At 50.6% G+C, this 17,529-nt stretch carries 20 protein-coding genes; 3 read left to right on the forward strand and 17 right to left on the reverse strand.

Going from position 1 to position 17,529, the window contains the following annotated elements:
* Positions 1-110: 110 nt before the first annotated feature.
* The 14 genes from PHN51_11760 to PHN51_11825 form a co-directional block, all read right to left on the reverse strand.
* On the reverse strand, positions 111-1,349 hold the full coding sequence (locus PHN51_11760) for a hypothetical protein (protein MDD2819454.1): 1,239 nt from the start codon (positions 1,347-1,349) through the stop codon (positions 111-113).
* A gap of 85 nt (positions 1,350-1,434) precedes the next feature.
* Positions 1,435-2,895 carry a hypothetical protein gene (locus PHN51_11765; protein MDD2819455.1) on the reverse strand — a complete coding sequence of 487 codons (1,461 nt, stop codon included), beginning with the start codon at positions 2,893-2,895 and terminating at the stop codon, positions 1,435-1,437.
* Between the two features lie 92 nt (positions 2,896-2,987).
* The gene (locus tag PHN51_11770) at positions 2,988-3,197 is read right to left on the reverse strand and encodes a hypothetical protein (GenBank protein ID MDD2819456.1); all 210 of its coding nucleotides are present in this window, start codon (positions 3,195-3,197) and stop codon (positions 2,988-2,990) included.
* A 207-nt stretch (positions 3,198-3,404) separates the two neighbouring features.
* Positions 3,405-3,710 carry a hypothetical protein gene (locus PHN51_11775; GenBank protein ID MDD2819457.1) on the reverse strand — a complete coding sequence of 102 codons (306 nt, stop codon included), beginning with the start codon at positions 3,708-3,710 and terminating at the stop codon, positions 3,405-3,407.
* A 10-nt stretch (positions 3,711-3,720) separates the two neighbouring features.
* A complete protein-coding gene (locus tag PHN51_11780; GenBank protein MDD2819458.1) occupies positions 3,721-4,371 on the reverse strand; it encodes a hypothetical protein in 651 nt (216 codons plus the stop codon).
* Between the two features lie 63 nt (positions 4,372-4,434).
* Entirely contained in the window at positions 4,435-4,704 is a 270-nt protein-coding gene (locus tag PHN51_11785) for a hypothetical protein (GenBank protein ID MDD2819459.1), read from the reverse strand.
* Positions 4,697-5,113: a hypothetical protein gene (locus PHN51_11790; protein MDD2819460.1), complete on the reverse strand. Its 417-nt coding sequence runs from the start codon at positions 5,111-5,113 to the stop codon at positions 4,697-4,699. Before PHN51_11790 ends, PHN51_11785 begins: the two co-directional genes overlap by 8 nt.
* Positions 5,114-5,226: 113 nt before the next feature.
* Positions 5,227-5,541, reverse strand: coding sequence for a hypothetical protein (locus PHN51_11795; protein MDD2819461.1), 315 nt, complete (start codon positions 5,539-5,541; stop codon positions 5,227-5,229).
* A 15-nt stretch (positions 5,542-5,556) separates the two neighbouring features.
* Positions 5,557-5,949: a hypothetical protein gene (locus tag PHN51_11800; GenBank protein MDD2819462.1), complete on the reverse strand. Its 393-nt coding sequence runs from the start codon at positions 5,947-5,949 to the stop codon at positions 5,557-5,559.
* A gap of 35 nt (positions 5,950-5,984) precedes the next feature.
* The gene (locus PHN51_11805) at positions 5,985-6,704 is read right to left on the reverse strand and encodes a hypothetical protein (protein ID MDD2819463.1); all 720 of its coding nucleotides are present in this window, start codon (positions 6,702-6,704) and stop codon (positions 5,985-5,987) included.
* A 38-nt stretch (positions 6,705-6,742) separates the two neighbouring features.
* Positions 6,743-8,191, reverse strand: coding sequence for a hypothetical protein (locus PHN51_11810; GenBank protein MDD2819464.1), 1,449 nt, complete (start codon positions 8,189-8,191; stop codon positions 6,743-6,745).
* Between the two features lie 134 nt (positions 8,192-8,325).
* Entirely contained in the window at positions 8,326-8,937 is a 612-nt protein-coding gene (locus PHN51_11815) for a hypothetical protein (GenBank protein ID MDD2819465.1), read from the reverse strand.
* Positions 8,930-9,853 (reverse strand): hypothetical protein, encoded by a 924-nt coding sequence (locus PHN51_11820; protein ID MDD2819466.1) that lies wholly within the window; start codon positions 9,851-9,853, stop codon positions 8,930-8,932. Before PHN51_11820 ends, PHN51_11815 begins: the two co-directional genes overlap by 8 nt.
* A 109-nt stretch (positions 9,854-9,962) precedes the next feature.
* Positions 9,963-11,237 carry a hypothetical protein gene (locus PHN51_11825; protein ID MDD2819467.1) on the reverse strand — a complete coding sequence of 425 codons (1,275 nt, stop codon included), beginning with the start codon at positions 11,235-11,237 and terminating at the stop codon, positions 9,963-9,965.
* 237 nt (positions 11,238-11,474) lie between these two features.
* On the opposite strand from PHN51_11825, the gene PHN51_11830 reads away from it, so the two are divergent.
* Positions 11,475-11,975, forward strand: a complete 501-nt coding sequence (locus tag PHN51_11830) for a hypothetical protein (protein ID MDD2819468.1) — start codon at positions 11,475-11,477, stop codon at positions 11,973-11,975.
* 57 nt (positions 11,976-12,032) lie between these two features.
* On the opposite strand, the gene PHN51_11835 is transcribed toward PHN51_11830, so the two are convergent.
* The 3 genes from PHN51_11835 to PHN51_11845 form a co-directional block, all read right to left on the reverse strand.
* Complete coding sequence (locus tag PHN51_11835) at positions 12,033-12,446, reverse strand: hypothetical protein (protein MDD2819469.1); 414 nt, start codon at positions 12,444-12,446, stop codon at positions 12,033-12,035.
* A 65-nt stretch (positions 12,447-12,511) separates the two neighbouring features.
* Complete coding sequence (locus PHN51_11840) at positions 12,512-13,030, reverse strand: hypothetical protein (protein ID MDD2819470.1); 519 nt, start codon at positions 13,028-13,030, stop codon at positions 12,512-12,514.
* 536 nt (positions 13,031-13,566) lie between these two features.
* The gene (locus PHN51_11845) at positions 13,567-14,127 is read right to left on the reverse strand and encodes a hypothetical protein (GenBank protein MDD2819471.1); all 561 of its coding nucleotides are present in this window, start codon (positions 14,125-14,127) and stop codon (positions 13,567-13,569) included.
* A 126-nt stretch (positions 14,128-14,253) separates the two neighbouring features.
* Here PHN51_11845 and PHN51_11850 point away from each other — a divergent pair, with 126 nt between their 5' ends.
* Positions 14,254-15,462, forward strand: a complete 1,209-nt coding sequence (locus tag PHN51_11850) for a hypothetical protein (protein MDD2819472.1) — start codon at positions 14,254-14,256, stop codon at positions 15,460-15,462.
* Between the two features lie 12 nt (positions 15,463-15,474).
* A partial coding sequence (locus tag PHN51_11855) for a hypothetical protein (GenBank protein ID MDD2819473.1) occupies positions 15,475-17,529 on the forward strand: 2,055 nt, incomplete at its 3' end.

The following is a 17,529-nucleotide window of genomic DNA, read 5'->3' on the forward strand; positions in this document are numbered from 1 at the left end:
GTGATCGAGTTCAGTGCGGTATGTTCAATTTGTATATATGTATCTGAAAAACTATCAAATGCAGATCACCACCTTCTCCCAGAGGAGAAGGTGGTGATACTGTTAGCGGATTACTTGTATTGCTTCAGAGCAAAGCTGGCGTAGGACATGACGCCACGGGCCAGTTTGATGTTTTCAGCCAGGAACAGGTTCATCAACTTGGTGTCGAAGGTCGAGCACTTGTAGATGAAGCCAACATGCTTGCGCAGAGCAGCGGTGTGTTTTTCGTCCACCTTCTGAACGGCGTCGCTCATCGCTTGCAGCGCTTTGCCGGTTTCTTGAACGGATTTGTCGTACTTCTTGCGGAAGTCGACAGTTTCCTTCATGACACGGTCAATGCCGGTCAAGAGTTCAACCAGACGGTCTTTCGTGGGGATGGTCATCCCTTTGCTACCGTCGGCATCAGCGTCACCGTCTTCGTATTCGATGTTGAAGTCGACCGTCACGGAGTCATCGTCGTTCGAGATGTCCATCGTGACCTTGAGGTCACGATCGCCGTACAGACCCTTGGCCTCGATCACAGTCTCTTCGCCGGTTTTGTCGAATTCTGGAACGGCGTCGCTGCTGGTAAGCTGTTTGATTTGTGCCGTCAGGACACCGATCAGTTGACCGCTGGCTTCCAGTCCATTTGCAACAGATCCCGCAAACGTCAGATGTGCGTCGATGACTTTCTTGACATTGGAATAGTCCAACTGTCCGCTGGCGATGAAGCCTTTTGCCAGAGAAGCTGGAATAGATTCCACAAAAGGACCAGCCTTCAGTTTTCCGGAAGAAGCTTTGGCTTTCTTCTTCATGGCCTCGGTGGCCTTCTTCACGCGACCCAAGTTGCTGATGTGTTTGTCCCAGAAAGCCTTTGCCTTGGTCCAGAGGCGTTCCAGTGCGGCCTTCAGTTTCTTGTACAGGTCCTTGGAAAACTCCTTGACGCCTTCAAGCGCAAACTGGCTGTTGGCCAGGCGAGAAGAGTCGGACTGGAAGCTTTCCTTGGCGTACATGGCGTACACGGTTTTGGGATTTGCACCAATAGGCGCGCAGATGGCACGCAAAGCCAAGCGCACGCTTTCGGCCGCGACTTCAGACAAACCTTCACCGCTGTCGACGGCGGACGTCAACACGTCTTCAACTTCGGCCAGCTGGTCACCGGCGGCAACACCACCTTCGATGTCGGAAATGGTCTCACCCATCTCGACAACGTCGGATGACACATCGGCCTCAACTTCAGCAATAGCGCCAACTTCGGCGCCAGATTCCAGATCACCGCCCACTTCAGCGTTCAGATCGTCAGATTCAGTTGCAAACAAACCTTTTGCCATGATGGCTCCTTCAGAAAAAATTGTTAACCAATCGATTGGCCTCGTTATTTCAGCCATACCATTATGGGTGCGGCCGGATAGCCAGTTACTCTGCCAACTTACTCACCACGCCCAATACTGCCAACACCCCGGTCAAAAACTTCACACAGAAGTCGATGTTGCACAGATAAATCTCGGTCATCAGCTTGAACCGGATGAAATCTTTCATCTTCTCATCCAGACCCAACTGAGACAGATCCTTGCGCGTCTCTTTCTCCACGTCGTAAGTGATCGCTTTCACTTCATCGATGAACTTGCTGTAGCTCTCGTTGATCAGGTTCAGGTTGTCAACAGTCAAACCAGCGCTCACAGTGATCTTGGAGCAGTGCTCCATAAGCTTCTTGAAGTCTTTGTCGTCGGTCATGCTGATCGAGCTCAACTCGTACAGCTCCTGCTGACGTACCTGCTGCAAGGCATACACCTGAAACTGTTTGTAGTCTGTTTCGATGTAGTTGGTGAAGTTGCCCACCGACAGCTGCACATTAAAGAAACCCGGCAAAATCTTGTCATACGACACCACGCCAGTCTTGTCAGTGAACCCTTCAGTCTTGAAAGCAGAAGAAAGGTCCTCTATAGGAGCTTTGGCAAGCTTTGTGGCGATTTGAAGTGCGGAGTCGAGGTATTTCACCAAAACGTCTCCTGTGACCGCTGGATCGCTTTTAGCAGGCACTGACACCATCTTCAGGATATCGTGGTCGGATACCATGTCGTTGGTGAAGTGAAACTTCTTGGCTGCGTGCAGGGACTCATAGACAGTCAGACGTTCACTCACACGCTTGATGCCGTCAGCTGCACCAGCGATAGATGACTTGTTTTTGTCGATGTATGTCTGCGCGATGGCGATCAGGCGGTTCATGCTGTCCAAGACTTCTTTCTTGGCGTAGACCACAGGGTGTTGATCTGCTTTCTTGGCTTCTGTCTCTGTGGCAAAAGCATAGCCACCCATACGGAGCTTGTGTGCTCGATGGAACATGGCCAGAGGTGTGAACATGTTGTCCAATGAAGGACGGATCTTGACAGGAGCGGCTGGTGTCTTGAAAGACTCGGTGCCTGGTTTGGCTTCGTTTGTCTTGGTGTCTTCTTTAGGAGCGGCCTTGGCTGACCCGACCATGGACTTGAGGCTGTCCACGTCATCGGCTGCAGCCACGTGGTCTTCCTCTTTAGAGCCATCTTCTTTCTTGGCTTCAGGTGCTGGTGTGTCAGCCGGAGCAGGTGCGTCTGTGGGTTTGTCGTCTGAAGCGCTGGTGTTGTCGGCGTTATCACCGGAAGTATCTTCAGATGCGGGGGCAGGAACAGCTGCTTCTCCTTCACCTTCGGCAGGTGTTTCTTTCATCTGCTTTTCGATGTCGGCTTTCAGAGTCTGACGCTTTTGGAGCAGCTCAGCGGTGACGGACATGCCGTCTTTCTTGGTGTCTTGAAGAGCCAGGACTTTGTCAAGCAAAAGTTCGTTGGGGTTTTCGTTGATAGCGCTGTCTGATTCTGCGCTGAAGAGTCGGCTAGGTCGCATGGTCTGTCCTCGTGTTACGGTGTTTCAGGGGGTCAAACCATACCCCAACAACCAAAAAAGAAAAGCCACCCCGCGGTGGTCTTTTCTTTCGACTAGATGAATCGCACCCGACCATGGTTGGATGTCACGGACTCCACTTGTTTCTGTGTTGCCCACAAAAAAGCTAGTGTTTCTTGTTCTGACGCACTGCTTCGACTGATCAACATGTCTTCGATTTCCATGGACTCGGCGCCGCCGAGACGGTTTGCAAGATAATCCACGACACCAGGAATGCTGCGCCAATCAGACACAATCTCAGTCATGTTGATCTCCACAACCTGGGGCTGAGCGGCGGTATACAGACCAGAAGACACAGAGATATTTATACCAAACATGATAATTCCTCTTCACCTTACTGTCAGACCGGGAGTGGTCGAAGTCGATAAGGTATGTTCAGTGTGTATATATGTAACCGAAGATTTTTCAAAAACTATAGATCTCTACCTCTCCACTTAAGGAGAGGTAGAGACTTATTTCAGTCGTATTTTCTTCGTATCCAAAGGTGTCAGTCTTCCACCCTCTGGATAGAGCATGACGTAATGTGCCGCAATCTCGGAGCGGTCATAGGAATCTAGACGCCGCCTGGGTTTGATCCTGTGCCCGGTCATCACACGGTAAAAAAGCTCAGCGACAAACGGGATACCTGCCATCACCACAGGGAACTGAAGACCCTCATCCTTGAGGTGTGTCCAGCGGCTCCGATTATCCGGAGCGTCCATGCGTTCCAGTGTGGCCAGCAAAGCAATCATTGCGTTGGCGGGATTATTTGCGTTCATTTGACTTCCTTTATGAAAGTTTATTTTCAAAGACAATGTCAAGTGTGACAAGTTGTCGACGAACAGGAATTGAAACCGTGTCCAGAAACTTCCCAAATTCAGTAGCCGTGTAGCGATTGTCTCCGGAAGACAATCGCTCTATGACAGTAAATTTTTGCCTGTCTTTAGGTTGCTCATGGACAAACTCTATCCGCAGACTGGGTTTATCATCCGTTCTCTTTGAAAGACAGTATGAGCTGCTGTAGTTTTCCACCTCGTTATAAACCCACCAGTGCGTTTGATTCTCCAGAAACAGTTCGCGGAACATGAACATGCGACAACCAAGATCGAGCGGCGACTCCGTGGTTTCCTGCAGATATGCTGTCAGCTTAGCCATCCATGCGGCACGGATAACCAGGTCTTTTGAAACAGATCGCCGCTTACGTTCTGTCAGAATGTTGTCGACACGAGTGAGAAGCTTCATGGAGTCAGGATGGTTCCTGCACTGGACGGCAGACACGTCTTCGTCTGGAGCAATGAATGTGTCGCGAAAAGCTTGTAAGGCTTCTGACGAGTAGTCGTCAAGGAGTTTATCGAAGATGAGGTATTCGGGAGAGGTGTGTGAATACCCCACCCAAGAAACTGGAGCTGTCACGCGCGCAGTTGTTTTGTTTTCTGACATGGTGTTTCTCCTTTGTCGATGAAAATAAAAGACAGGAATCGTTGTGGTCCCTGCCTCGCTGTTTTACTTGAAATGATAGCCTTTTTCACGCAACTCGTCTTTGCGTTGTTCGGACAGGCATCCATAGTGGACATAGAGACCCATGCGTCTCTTGGTGAATCGATCGTTCCGTTTGTTGTCGATGTGCGGGTTCTCGATGTACGGGTCGTACCAACCCGCGGCCCGCAGCGTCACTAGACGGTCTTTGTCTTGACAGACAGGACAGAGAATTTCCTCCCTGTCAGTCTGCGGTTGACCGGTGTAGCACGTGGCACTGAACACGGGCTCAGTCATGGTCTACATCCCACCAGTCTTCTGTAGACCCAACTTCACGACGATCTCTTGTGGTCATAGCTCGGAACGCTGGAGTACCTTGACACGGTCGGCAATAGTAGCCGTCGTCCTCGTCTTCGTAGGTCTCATCGTGAAACTTCCAACGACGTGCTTCTGTAGCCGGAACTGTGTCGTGACACATAGTGCAATCCACCTCACGCATCTCGAACGCGTTCAGATCGACGGTCTGACAACTGGCGCAAAGCACTGTCTTCTCACCACCGCTTTCTACAGCGTAGTAGCTTGACTTCAGATAGGCGGCAAGAGAGGGATCAGCGCAGACATGTTCGCACCCGCCTTCCTGGGAGATGAGCGAAAACTTTTGTTCGGCTGTCAGGGTGGAGATGGAGCGATAGCTGTGAATGCTCATGAGTTTTCCTTCGTACAGAGATTGTCAGGGAAAGCGGTTACGTTATCCATACAAGTTCCCTTCCTTAAAGTGCGCAAAACCTCACGGACCTTACAGGGTCCGTGAGGCTTGGATCAATAAACGTCCCGGATGATATCGACGACGCGACAACGCGGGTGATGTTCGCCAAACTTCACACGAACAGGCGTGCCGTCTGCCATAAAGGCACGAATGCTCTTGGCGTTGCGAAGCTCGCGAATGAAGTCACCGCGATAGGTGACGTTGGTTCCACCGGCACAGTGGACAGTCTGACTGTTGAAGGTCTTGGGATCCAGCGCGATGACGCGGTCGCCCTTGCACGGAGAGTGCCGAAACGACATGCCTTTTTGAGACAAACTGATTTCGTCCGGAACAGTGTTCTCGAATTGCATCTTCAAATGACGGGTCATGTGACCTCCTATAGGTTAAAGGTTGTGTTCTTTGCAGAACGCTTCGATTTCAGAGTTGGCAGGGATACGCCCCTGAAAAGTGTTCTCAATGGCCTTCTGGACAACTTTGTGAACAAGGCAAGCCTGCGCCTTTGTCAAACTGCGTTTGTACTTTATGAAGGCGTCGGCTCCCTTGGAATAACTGGGAGACGTTGCCGCGTCTTCCAAGGTTATTGCAGACGGATCCGCAAACCGGATGTAACCCACATCTATCCAGCGCCAAGGACCGTCGTTGCGCTGTAGACTCAGATCCATGTTGCCGTCAGACCACTGGTCTGTTGAAAACCCGGTGGTGATACATCGAGAGAAGCCGACTTCTCCTCCGTCCAAGACAGGGAAATGCTGAACCTTGGTTTGTTCATCGCTCATAGAGACCTTCCTTTTTGGCATCAGGTGCGGGTGTGTCAGAGTGAGTACGGACCAAACCGATGCCGAGGAAATCCTGCGTTTGCACACTGAGCAGCGGTGGTTACAGGAAAGCCCGGTATGGCAAATGGCCAGGGCATTGCGCCACTGGTCCGCGTTGCGATATTGGTTCTGACCACATCTTCTACAGTCGCTTGTTTCTCATCGACTGACCCAACGGGAACACGCTGGACAGACCGGTGATAAGACAGCAGCCATTCCGCCAACTCGGCTGTGGTGCGAAAATTTGTTTCCGACCGACCTCCACTTTGTAACTGGGTCTGAAAGTTTCCATCGGTGTTTTGTTCGATGATAATGCTAGACCGATAAACTTTCTTAAGCTCTTCCTCGTTTTTCAGACGGATAGTGAGCTTGTTTCCATGGGTCAAATCCATCACAATTTTTGATGGATCTTTGACATTGGCAGTGACCCCTGAGCTCGAACAAAACTTCTCGTTCAACATCTCGACAAACAGGTCAGGAAACTTAACCGAAGCAAAGTTGAAGGTCTCCAGTGCAGACAACAGTCTTGCCAAGAGTTCTACCGTGTTGTTTTCGCAACGGATGTTTTCTTTGTCTTTCTCCTTGGGAGGGTTGGCATCAAGCATCGCCAGACAGATGTCTGTCTTGATACCAGCGGTGACGCGTGTCATCGCAGCTGTGTCTGACAGAGCTCGGAGAGTCTCTAAAGACTTTCCGGTGAAGTTGATTTTTGACATGAATGTTCCTTTGAATGAGTTAGTTAGGCGGACTTCTTTTAAGCCAGGTGGGCGACAGCCAGACGTTCAAGAAACAGGTCGTACCCAGGTGTCATCCGGAGGTCGTAAGGGAAAGCAGCCTCAACGTAGAAGTCGCCTTCTTCGCGCTTGACGACTTTGAGAATCGTCCTTTTATCGATGGCGTACTTCGACGAGGTAACTACGGCGACCATGGCACAGTTAGGCTCGCAAGACCAAGCCTCCAGTTTGCCACCAACGCTCGTGGCCATGCCTTGGAGAGAATTCACCAGAAGCCTTGAGAACTGGATGCTTGCAAAGCTTTTCCGGTCGATGTGCGTCATGAACTCGGTCAGCAGTTGAAATGCGTCATCCGCCCGAATTTGTGCGATATCGGACGCAGTTATGACGCGCTCCTGTTGAAGCTTGGTCTTCTCGACCACCGACGCATGAACACTGACCATCACCGCGGGACTGAGATCCGCCATCTCTGTCACCGATTGAAGACTTTGAAGCACAGACAGTGACGCATTGCTCAAATCGACATCAGAGACAGTAGCTGATGTTGGCGATGTCTCTTCTGGCACTTCCGTGCGAACATCAGACTCGGCTTGATAATGAGCGTCCAGCGATTCAATCAGAGAAGCCTCTGAAAAAATGGCCGGCGCAGAGTTAGACCAAACATAGCGTATCTCGTAGCCACTATCTTTGTTCACCACTGACAAACGGCAGATGTTTTTACCCTTTCTGTCCAGAAGCCCTAAGACAATGCCGTCGCCGTCTGGAGCTGGGATACACTCGAGTGCATGCGGACCTTTGCTGGTTCGTTGACAGACCAGAGGTTCAACGCAGTAACGGAAGAATAGCGTCACGTAGTGGTCTTCGGCGTGACCTGCGGTCAAGCTTCTGGTTCTCAGCATAGACAAGAACGCCTGAAAATGCACACTGCTGAGCATATGCTCCAACGCCGGATGATACGCACTATGGTACCGAATCCCTACTCGGTCTTGCAGGCGCTCTACGTCAAGTATGCGGTCAAATACAGCCGCCTTTTTCGCCGTGTCGCCAATGGTCCCTGCCGCTGCCGCTGAATGTTCAAGACGCACTTCAGTCTGCGCATCTTCAACAGTTTCATCAGACACAAATCCGTTTACCAACCCCGCCTGAAATTCCCAGAATGTATAAGCCTTACCCAGGTATCTCACAAGAAATTTCTGGGTTTGGATATCTCTGCTTATGCTCAGAACCGTTTGGGTGTCCCCGGTTTGTGGCGCTACACCAATGATCTCAGCGGTATGGCCGTCTTCAGTTGCCTTAAACACTAACTCTCGGTCATACCGCTGAGCGGCGCTGATGCAGCGGTCATAAAACAGCTGCTTATAGCTGCGGCAGACACCGTCTTCTAACACTGCCGCCCGAGCATTCAGTGCCGTCAAAAAGCGCTTCATCAGCGGGTTATCTTTTCCAGGAATAGGAAGATGGATTCGCATATAAACTCCTTGGTCATTATCGCTATCTACACAACGTAGAGAGTTCGATAGGGTATTTCCAATAAGTATGTACGTAACTGTATAAAAGTCAAAGACCACCTCTGGGACTTCCCAGAGGTGGTCTAGACAACACATCAGTACCGATGTACAAACACATACCGGAAGAACGCCACAAAGTCACCTTTGTCCAACATCAGCTTCTCGAACATCTTGACCCAGGTGGTGGCTGGCTCAACACTGTGCCGATAGCCATTGGACGCCACGGCGTCACGCACCCGCTTTGCAAACGAGTCGGTCAAGCGAGCAGCAGCACCTTCCGTCAACCCAGTGTTGGTCACAAACCGGAAGTTCGACGGCAGCTGGTTGTAAGCCTGGTACTTGTCAAACTTACCCGTCACCAGGTCTTCCAGAAAAGTGATTGATGTGGGTGGCACATGCGGATTGCGGATCTGCGCTTCCACAAAGTCCAGTACCGAAACACTCTGCAAGATCGATGTCACAAAGTCCACGATCTCCATGAAGTTGTCGAAGGAAGGATCCTTCTGGTACTTTCGATAGAGGATAGACGCCAGCGAAGCGTTGTTGACGTGATTGGTTTTGAAGTAGTCTGTCAGTCCGTCAGAGACAGAAGCCAGCCGACGGATGTTGATGATGTCATCGGCGACGTCGATGTCTTCGGTGAACGGCGTGTAGTGCTGGTTTGCAGGAAGGGCAAAGCCAGATGTCGTCAGGATCATTTCAGCCATTGACGTCTTCCTCGATCTTGGTGATTTTGTAATCCAGGTCTGTGACAGACTTCTGGAGAGCCGTCAGCTCCCGTTCCATCTGAAGGTCAGCCTGACCGTTCTCTTTCAGCATCTTCAGGTGCAGCAGGCGCAGTTCCAGAAGGCGCTTCTTGTCCTTCATGTGCCGGTAGCGATCAGCTTCCCACTGAGCGAAGACCAGACGCACGCTGTAGATAGGCCACCCCACAAACCCGCTGGGAAGACCAGAGACCATGTCCAGCTGATTCACGCTGTAGACTTCCACGACTTCGTCGACAGAGTCTTTTGGCAACAGGGCATCGGTCAGGTCCTTCATGCGCTCATGCAGCTGTTCTGGTGTGTCACCGTAGACAGAGATCAGACGAGCAAAGATCCACAGACTCTTCTCGATGAAGTCCAACTGCGTCTTCTTCAGCTGCCCTTCAGTCGTGAACTCCACGCCACCGTGCTCGGCTTCTTTGACGTAGATGTAGTTCAGCAGGTCGGTGGCATACCGTGTCATGAAGTAGTAGTGACCTACCGCACGGATGATGTTGGCCTTGAAGGTCGTCATGGCGTGTGTGACGATAACTTCGTTGGAGATGTCTTCTACCTCTTTGCGGATGGCTTCACCGTTGGTACGGAGGTTGTGCATCAGAGCGATCATGTCATCAGGAAACTTCTTCCCGATCTTGACCTTGTGACGACCGGACTTGTTGAACTCCGCATAGAAGTCCTTGACGATGCTGACAGCCTTCGGACTGTTCAGCTTGGCCACCTTGTCGATCTCTGACAGGCTGGTGCAGGTATCGATGATGGATTGGATGGATTCGAGAGAGATAGACAGATCGGTCTCGATGTCTGATCGACTCAGTGACGGAACCAGCCTCTTGACAAACTCGGCAATGTTGATAGACATAGACACCTCTGAGGTATAAGGAAAAAGTGGATATCACAAAATAGCCCACCCTACAAAGAGCAGGCACCCAGCATCTGCCCGAAGACAGATGCTGGGTGCTCACCGGGTGTCAGAACACCTGTCCCTGACTCAGGCTAAATGCCTTCAGGATATCGCCGATATTGTTGTTGTTCTTGTCCGACATGGGTTTGAAGGAGTCGATAGACCCCTGAGAGAAGCCGTCCATGTCACGGACATAGATAGAGACACGCTCCCAAGCTTTGTCGATCACCACCAACATCATGGCAGATGTGTTGTTGAAGACCATGTTGCGTGTGGTCAGGTTGGACAAACGACCACCGATCTTGCGCTGGATTTCTGCCTCGTCTTCATCAGACATGACGTAGATAGCAGAGACACCGGCCAGAGAGATGTTGCCAGACAGGATCGAGTACAGCTTGGAGCTGTTGATGCGCTTCAGCAACTGAGCGTAGAAACCGGTACCGTCTTTGATCATGGCTTTCTTCTGCTGCTTGATCAGGTCAGAGCAGAGGATAAAGTCCTTGATGATGTCGATACGGCCATCCAGCGCAGCGCGAGCGCGAGAACCCAGCGTGATCTCATCGGCGTTCATCGTGGTGATGCCAGCGATAGCGTCAGAAGGGATGATCATGGTGTCCAGTTTGATCACAACAGGGATACGAACTGTGTTGGTATCCAAGGTCTTCTTGTCGCTCTTAAACTGACGAGTGCTGGTTTCACCGGTGGTAAACGACACCTCGACGATCTTACCGATAGACATACCCAGTTTGTCAAACCCTTGGATACGAGGCACAGCAGAGTCCAGACCGGTATTGCGGTTCAGGTCTTCGTTTTCAGAGTACTCTTCACCAGCTCCGTTGCCGTAGCCGTAGTTATTCAACATGGCTGATTCGACATGGACCAGACCACTGGACACCAGACCACGATTCACCATAGGCAAGCGGTGCTCACATCCACGGAGTGACATGGTGCGCACAGCCAAAGAAGGAGAGACACCGGCTTCAGCCATCAGGTTCAACGAGCTGTCAGATTCAAAGGCCAGTTGACCGGATGTCAGGAAGGTCTTGATGTCGCGGTCTGGGTTGGTCTTGTCCAGGATCTTCAGGATACGGGAGTCGTAGAGCTGTGAGGAGAGGATCTGGACGGCCTGAAGGTAGTAGGCCATGTAGATGTTCAACACGCCATGAAGCACGTTGTACAGGTCTTTCTGACCGGTCAGGTTGGATGAGATGAGTGTGATGGGTTCCACACGAGCGATCTTGGTCACGTCTGCGATAGACATGCCGTCGCCGACTGTGCCTTTGTAGGTCGTGATGACGTTGCGGACTTGGTCCAAGAGTGTGGGTTGACCATTGACTGCCATGGGGTGCTCCTAGGGTTGGGCGGATTTGTTCAAATCATACCTGACTTATACGGGAGATGCTGTGATCTATTTAACAACCAGAGGTTACTTATGGAAACCATCTAGTCCATTCTTGCAGAACGTTTCAAAGAAACTAACGGCATTGTTGCTACCGAGAGTATCCAAATTGGGTATTCTGAATTTGCCACAGAAGGTGTCCTCAAAGGTTTGGCGAGTGACATCTGGCGCAACAGTGTCATGGATCCAGGCAGTGAAATTAAAGGGTGGTTTGAGGGTGTGGCCACCAAGCAGCGACACATCAATGAGTTCGCTGAGGAAACTATTCAGTGGCTGAAGGACAAAGACAACGAAAACAAAGGTCTCGATTTGGACATGGGCGCTTTCAAGACGTGGCTTAAGAGCTCAGAGGCCTTTTACTGGAGGTTCTACTTTTTCTTGAACGACAAGATCTTCAATCAAATGGTCTCGGAGCTGAAGAAGCACGAGTCTACCAAAATTGAAGGTGTGGCGGATTTCGATATGAAAGAGCGAACAGAGGCTACGCGCATGCTCGATAACGCGCGAACGATCAAGGATCTGATTGTGATCGTGAACAGATACAGGGCTCGCGTGAATTTGGTCTTTGATCTTATTCAAAAACGTAAGCGCGCTGTGAAAGGAGCACCTTTCCAGGTTGCTCTTTTGGGTATGGTAGATCTCAACAAGACCGTAAGGAAGATCGTGTACCTGGCTGAATAAGCAAAAGAAAAACACCTCTATACACCTGGAACTAATCCAGGTGTATAGAGTTTGTCTTTAACGCACCACTTCTGACACAAAGTCTTCGACACTGATAAGGCGAACAGTGGGTTCAGACATATCTGCCCGGAGGACAGAAAGTTGAACCATAAGTCCGTGAACGGCGTCATAGACCACGCTGGGTGACTTTGGTGTCTGAGTCTTCCCCAAAAGCAGATGAAGAATCTCCTTCTTCTCAGAGGGTCCCAAATTACTGTGCTTTTCCAGTTCGTCAGTCAGCAAAATTTCGAGCAGCTCGCGCTCGGTATCTTCCTCAGACTGCTGAATGGTCTGCCTTTTCTCCAGCTCAACTTTACAGGCGATGACCAACCGCCGGACAGCTTGGTTATCCAATTTGGTCAGGCTGGACGACAGTAGACGATTGATGGAATTTGTCGAAAGGTCCGCAACGTGTGTGTCGCCAATCATCATGTTACAAATGTCCGTACCTCGAATCTGAATGTTTCCGAAGGTATCTTTGTCTTGCGCAAATTTTATCATCTTGACTCCATTTGTTTCCATGCTTCTTTGACACTGCAACCTGTCGCAACAGGGCTTACGTCACTGTTATTACGTATATCTACCGTGATACCACCTTCATTGATCTTAAAGACCAAAGTTTGCTGGTTAGTACAAAAAACACCGATTTCTTCTTTTGATGCTTGGTTAAACAAATACAGTTTGCTGAACCAAGCGTGCATTTGCTTCCATTCATCCGTGGTGGTCGCGACATGTGCAATGTGATCAATCACCGTGGCGCGGAAAAGGTCGGCTGCAACTGAGGCAACTGTGAGCTGGACGCGCTGATTGATCTCTGACTGTTTCTGGCACGCTTTAGCAAATCTCCGAAGCACCGGGTCGGTGGACCTGGAGAACGGTCCGTTGACTATGAACTCAAGGGCACTCTGTCCCATTTGCGAAACGCGGACATTGTTGAGTGAAGGATCTCGCGGATCGTCCAGCAGAATAGTCATTCCGCCGTACACGGCTTTTACGATTCTGTCTTCTTCATACATAAAACTGTGTCCTTATTTGGGTTGTTTGGGTAATTTGAACTGAGAGTCGGTCAGGTGGTCAGTTAACCAACTGTCTAACTCTGACTGTCGTCGGTGCGTCCAGAAGTTGCCCTGGATCTTCTCACCGATGTAGTAAGCGCGGTAGCTTTCCACCGGGTCAGTTGTTTTGTATTTGTCAGGCATCGCTAAACGTATAGGCGTCATCTCTGGACTTGTCAGTCCAGAGATGGGTCTTGTGTCAGGATGCAGATTCATGAACAACTTAAGAGATTGGTGAAACCTTCCATAGCGATAAGTGTACTCCTTGGCCAGCTCGAAGTAGTGCTGAAACAGCCATCTGTAGTTACCCAGAGATTCTCTCGCCCAGATAGCGCTAGGATGATTCACGTGGGTAGATTTACAGACACCTGTTTGCCCGATGAGCACTCTCCGAGTCGTAGAGAGAAGCTGTGCCGTTTCCAATAGCATCTTTACACAGTGCCGATTATGTTGATGCTGAGCGGCTTTCTTAGGACACCAGTCCAGAAAGAAGATGTTCACTTGCCGACTGGTTCAGACTGTGAGATCAAGGCTTGAATGTTGGCAAGCATCGTAGGCAGTGAACTTGTCCCCAGAGAGTTTGAACTGAACGGGGTTTTTGGATCTCCGCGAAACAGATTGACCGTGGGCTCGGTGTGGATGTTTTCAACCACAATAGTTGCTGGTGACCCCGGTGTGCTGTACATGATAGCCCCGGCGTATTTGTCGTCGAATGAGCTGGCGACAACTTTACCTTCCAGAGTTGCCAGAAACTCAGCAGCAGCTTTATGTTCACGAACATGCAGCCAGGTGATGAGGTGTGCTGTTGTCAGCGCAACCCAATTTCGCTCTGTCAAACGCCTGACCTTTTCACCGCGAATAGCTTCAACGATCTTGTTCATGGCTTCTGATTGAGAAGCAGGAATGGTTGAGAAATCCAGATGCTCAAGAAGAGTCAGAGCGGTATCGGGATACAGCTGGATCGAGACTTTGTTGATGGTCAGCATGTTGACTTCATTCAACTCAAGCTGATGGTCGGCCAGTGACAGCACGATGCTACTGGGTTTATTTTTAGTCACAGCGGTGTTCCTTTAAGTGGTTGGGTTGATGACAGTTCCTATACATGTAGCCACAGTGACATCAAATACCCTCACGACCTTTAGTCTAAGTCTCAGGAATTAGTTGATCTTTTTAAAGGACGGTCTATGAGTACCACCCCCACTGAACTGACTTTTACCAAGTCGCTTGACGAGTACATGTCAAGTCTGAGCACTGGCAGTCTTCAGCGCGCTATCAGCAACAACCTCTACGGCATCAACTTCCGTCAGACACCGAACGCTGTCCCTCGGTCTAAAACCCAGCAAGGCTTTGTGTTCTTCACAAGACCTCAACTGAACCTGACCACCTCCAACATCACCAACGAGCCTTCGTTCTACAGCCTGCTCAATCAGAACAGACTGAGCTATCAGCGGTACGTCAGGTGCATGCTGGACCCACGCTTAGGGATACCGTCTGAACCTGATTCACAGGGAATCACCACCCCTCTGGTAGACAAGTACATGCCCTTTATCCCTCTCCTGACCAACAACATCTCGTCGTTGTCAGGATGGCCGGATATCTCTGTGCCCTATCACACCTCAGAGCCGGGTCTGTATGGCCAAGAGTTCAGTATGGTAGATGGTGTCACCAACCACTTCGAGGCCTTTGACCTGGATGTCACGTTTGCCAACATGCGCGGCAACCCGATCATCTACATGTTCTACGTGTGGCTCAAGTACAGCACCCTGGTGGTCGAGGGTGTACTGAATCCCTACTTTGACTTTGTGTCTGAGGTAGAGATTGACAGCAATACACGGATCTACCGTGTGATCTTGGATCAGACCAAACGGTATGTCGAGTACATCGGCTGCACAGGCGCCAGCTTTCCTACCACGGTACCCACTGGCGCTATCTTTGACTTCAACAAAGAGAAGCCACTGAACACCCAAATCACGGATATCAACATCCGGTTCAGGTCCATGGGGTTTGTGGCGTTTGATGACATCGTGAAGTTTTGGTTCAATCAAGCTGTTGCCATCTTTAACGCAAGTTTGCGTGCTCAGCTGGAGATGGACCTCACCGGTAACTCCAATAACGACGCTATTCTCAGGGAGGATCCCCGCAAGGTGTATCTGACCCCTGACAGCGCCTATATGCGTGTCCCTCACGCGTTGGTGGTAGCTGCTGACGACGGCTCTGAAACCGTGAACAGCTACACAGTCAATCACCGAGGTGTCCCTTATATCAACCTCTATACCAGCGAGATGGAATGGTGGGTTCCCACCAATGACTTCCAGGCGATGCTCAGACGCGCATTCCCTGAGGACATCATCTCCCAAGGTCCTGGCAATGCCGACGAAGAAGTCGGTGACTAAAGAAAGAACCCCATGGCTGACATCACACCTACCAAAAGTCTGGACATCCAGGAACAGCTCAAGAACCTGGAACTTCTGAAGTACCATCCGTCTGGTATCTTTCAGCTCTCTCTGAACCGAGTGGCAGACATGCTGGATGGCAAGGTCACGCAGACCGATCCGTCTAACCCGTTTATCTACCTGTTAGAGACCAGCAGCCTGAACACAGCCTTTGCTATTCAGGAATACACTCTGCAGACGCGTAAACGCTATCCTAGGCTCGCAAACACGCAAGAGGACCTCTACCTACACATGTCGGACTACGACTTCCTGGGACGCTTCTCACAGCCTTCCAGCGCCAATGTCTTGTTCAACATCCTGTTCAACGACTTCAAGACCAAAGCGGCTTACAACCCTGTGCAGAAAGAGCACGTCTTGAAAATCCCTCGTCACACCAAGGTGAAGATCGGCCAGTATGTCTACATGCTGACATCCGCGATCATAATCCGACAGACAGAGAACAACGTCATCGATGTGAAGTTCGAGGATCAGGACTTTGACAACCTGTTCCCGGTGACCACCAACTACATCAACTTTGCCCTGAACAAGTCCAACCAGGAAGAGACATATCTCTCGTTCATGTTGAAGTTGCCAGAGGTGGATATCGATGTCCTGGATGTACCCGCTGATCTGACATCGGCGTGTAAGGGTACACTACCTTTTAACCCTGATCGCAAGTTCTACTACATCCGGGTGTTTCATTTCCAAGACGATCAGTGGAAAGAGCTGCTGGTCACCCATACCAACGACGTCTACGACATCTTGACACCCACGTGCATCGTCAAGGTTTTGCAAGATGAGAAGATGGTGAACTACCACATCCCTGCGGTATACATCACACAGGGTAAAGTCAGCACCAACCTGAAGTTCTTGATCTACACCACGATGGGAAAGATCTCTGTGAACTTTGGAGACTACCAGCTGACTGAGTTCAGCACAGAGTACGCCGGTGCTTTCCCTGACCAAGAACTTGACGAGTACACCCAGCCGGTGGAGTCTATCACCAAGTTGATCTACACGACAGACATCGTGTCCAGCGGTGAAGACGGCATGACTTTTGCTGAGCTGAAAGACGCCGTGATCGACAACAGCATCGGCGATCGGAAGTTGCCTATCACCGCCAAGCAGCTGTCGTTCTCTACAGATCGAACCAACTTCAAGTTGATCAAGGATGTGGACGTGGTCACCAACCGTGTCTATAAGCTGGAGACAGAGATCCCTGCTCCACTGACACGTTACCCTATCACCAAGTTCAACCTGGACATCATCGAGATGGCGACCACGGTACGTGATCTTCGTCGAACCAACGGTGTGTTCTCGTACGCAGATGACATCACCGTGATCCCTGAGGGAACACTCTTCAGGCTGGACAACGGTAAACTGACAGGGCTTCTGGACAATGAGGTGCTGCAGCTGAAAGAGCTGTCCGGCATCGAGCTGGTGAACGCTCTCAACAACGATCTGTACCTGGTGACGTACTACCACTACGTCTTGGACACGTCCAGGGATCAAGCTTCACTGAAAGCCTACGATCTGACAACGCCCTCGCTGAAGCAGATCAACTTCCAGAAGTTCAACCCCACGGCACGTATCGGCATCAACTCCACCAACGCCAACCTGTACCGGACATCGACCGGGTACGCGATGGATGTCTTGGCCAACACCAAACAGTACATCTCAGGCATCACCTACAGCAACGTCAGTGTGTACATGGTCTACATCGACAACTACGACAGCAAGTTCTACTTGCCTGGATCGTTTTTGGTCGAAGCCAACAACTCTCCTGTCTACAGGTTTGCGATGGCTTCGGAGCAGTACATCGACGCAGACAACAAGCTGACACTGACAGGCTTCCTGGACAGCAACGGTTTGCCGATCAACATCGCTGTTCCTCTGAATGCTGAGTTTCAGTTGCTCTACACGAGTAACATCATCCCACCTGCTTTCCAGATGACAGACATGGACAGCTACATCACGGGCAGCTATCTGTCTGGGTTGCAGTGCGCCGTGACTCTGGAGAATGTCTCG

The sequence above is a fragment of the Candidatus Nanopelagicales bacterium genome (genome assembly GCA_028687755.1).
Classification (GTDB): Bacteria; Actinomycetota; Actinomycetes; order S36-B12; family S36-B12; genus UBA11398.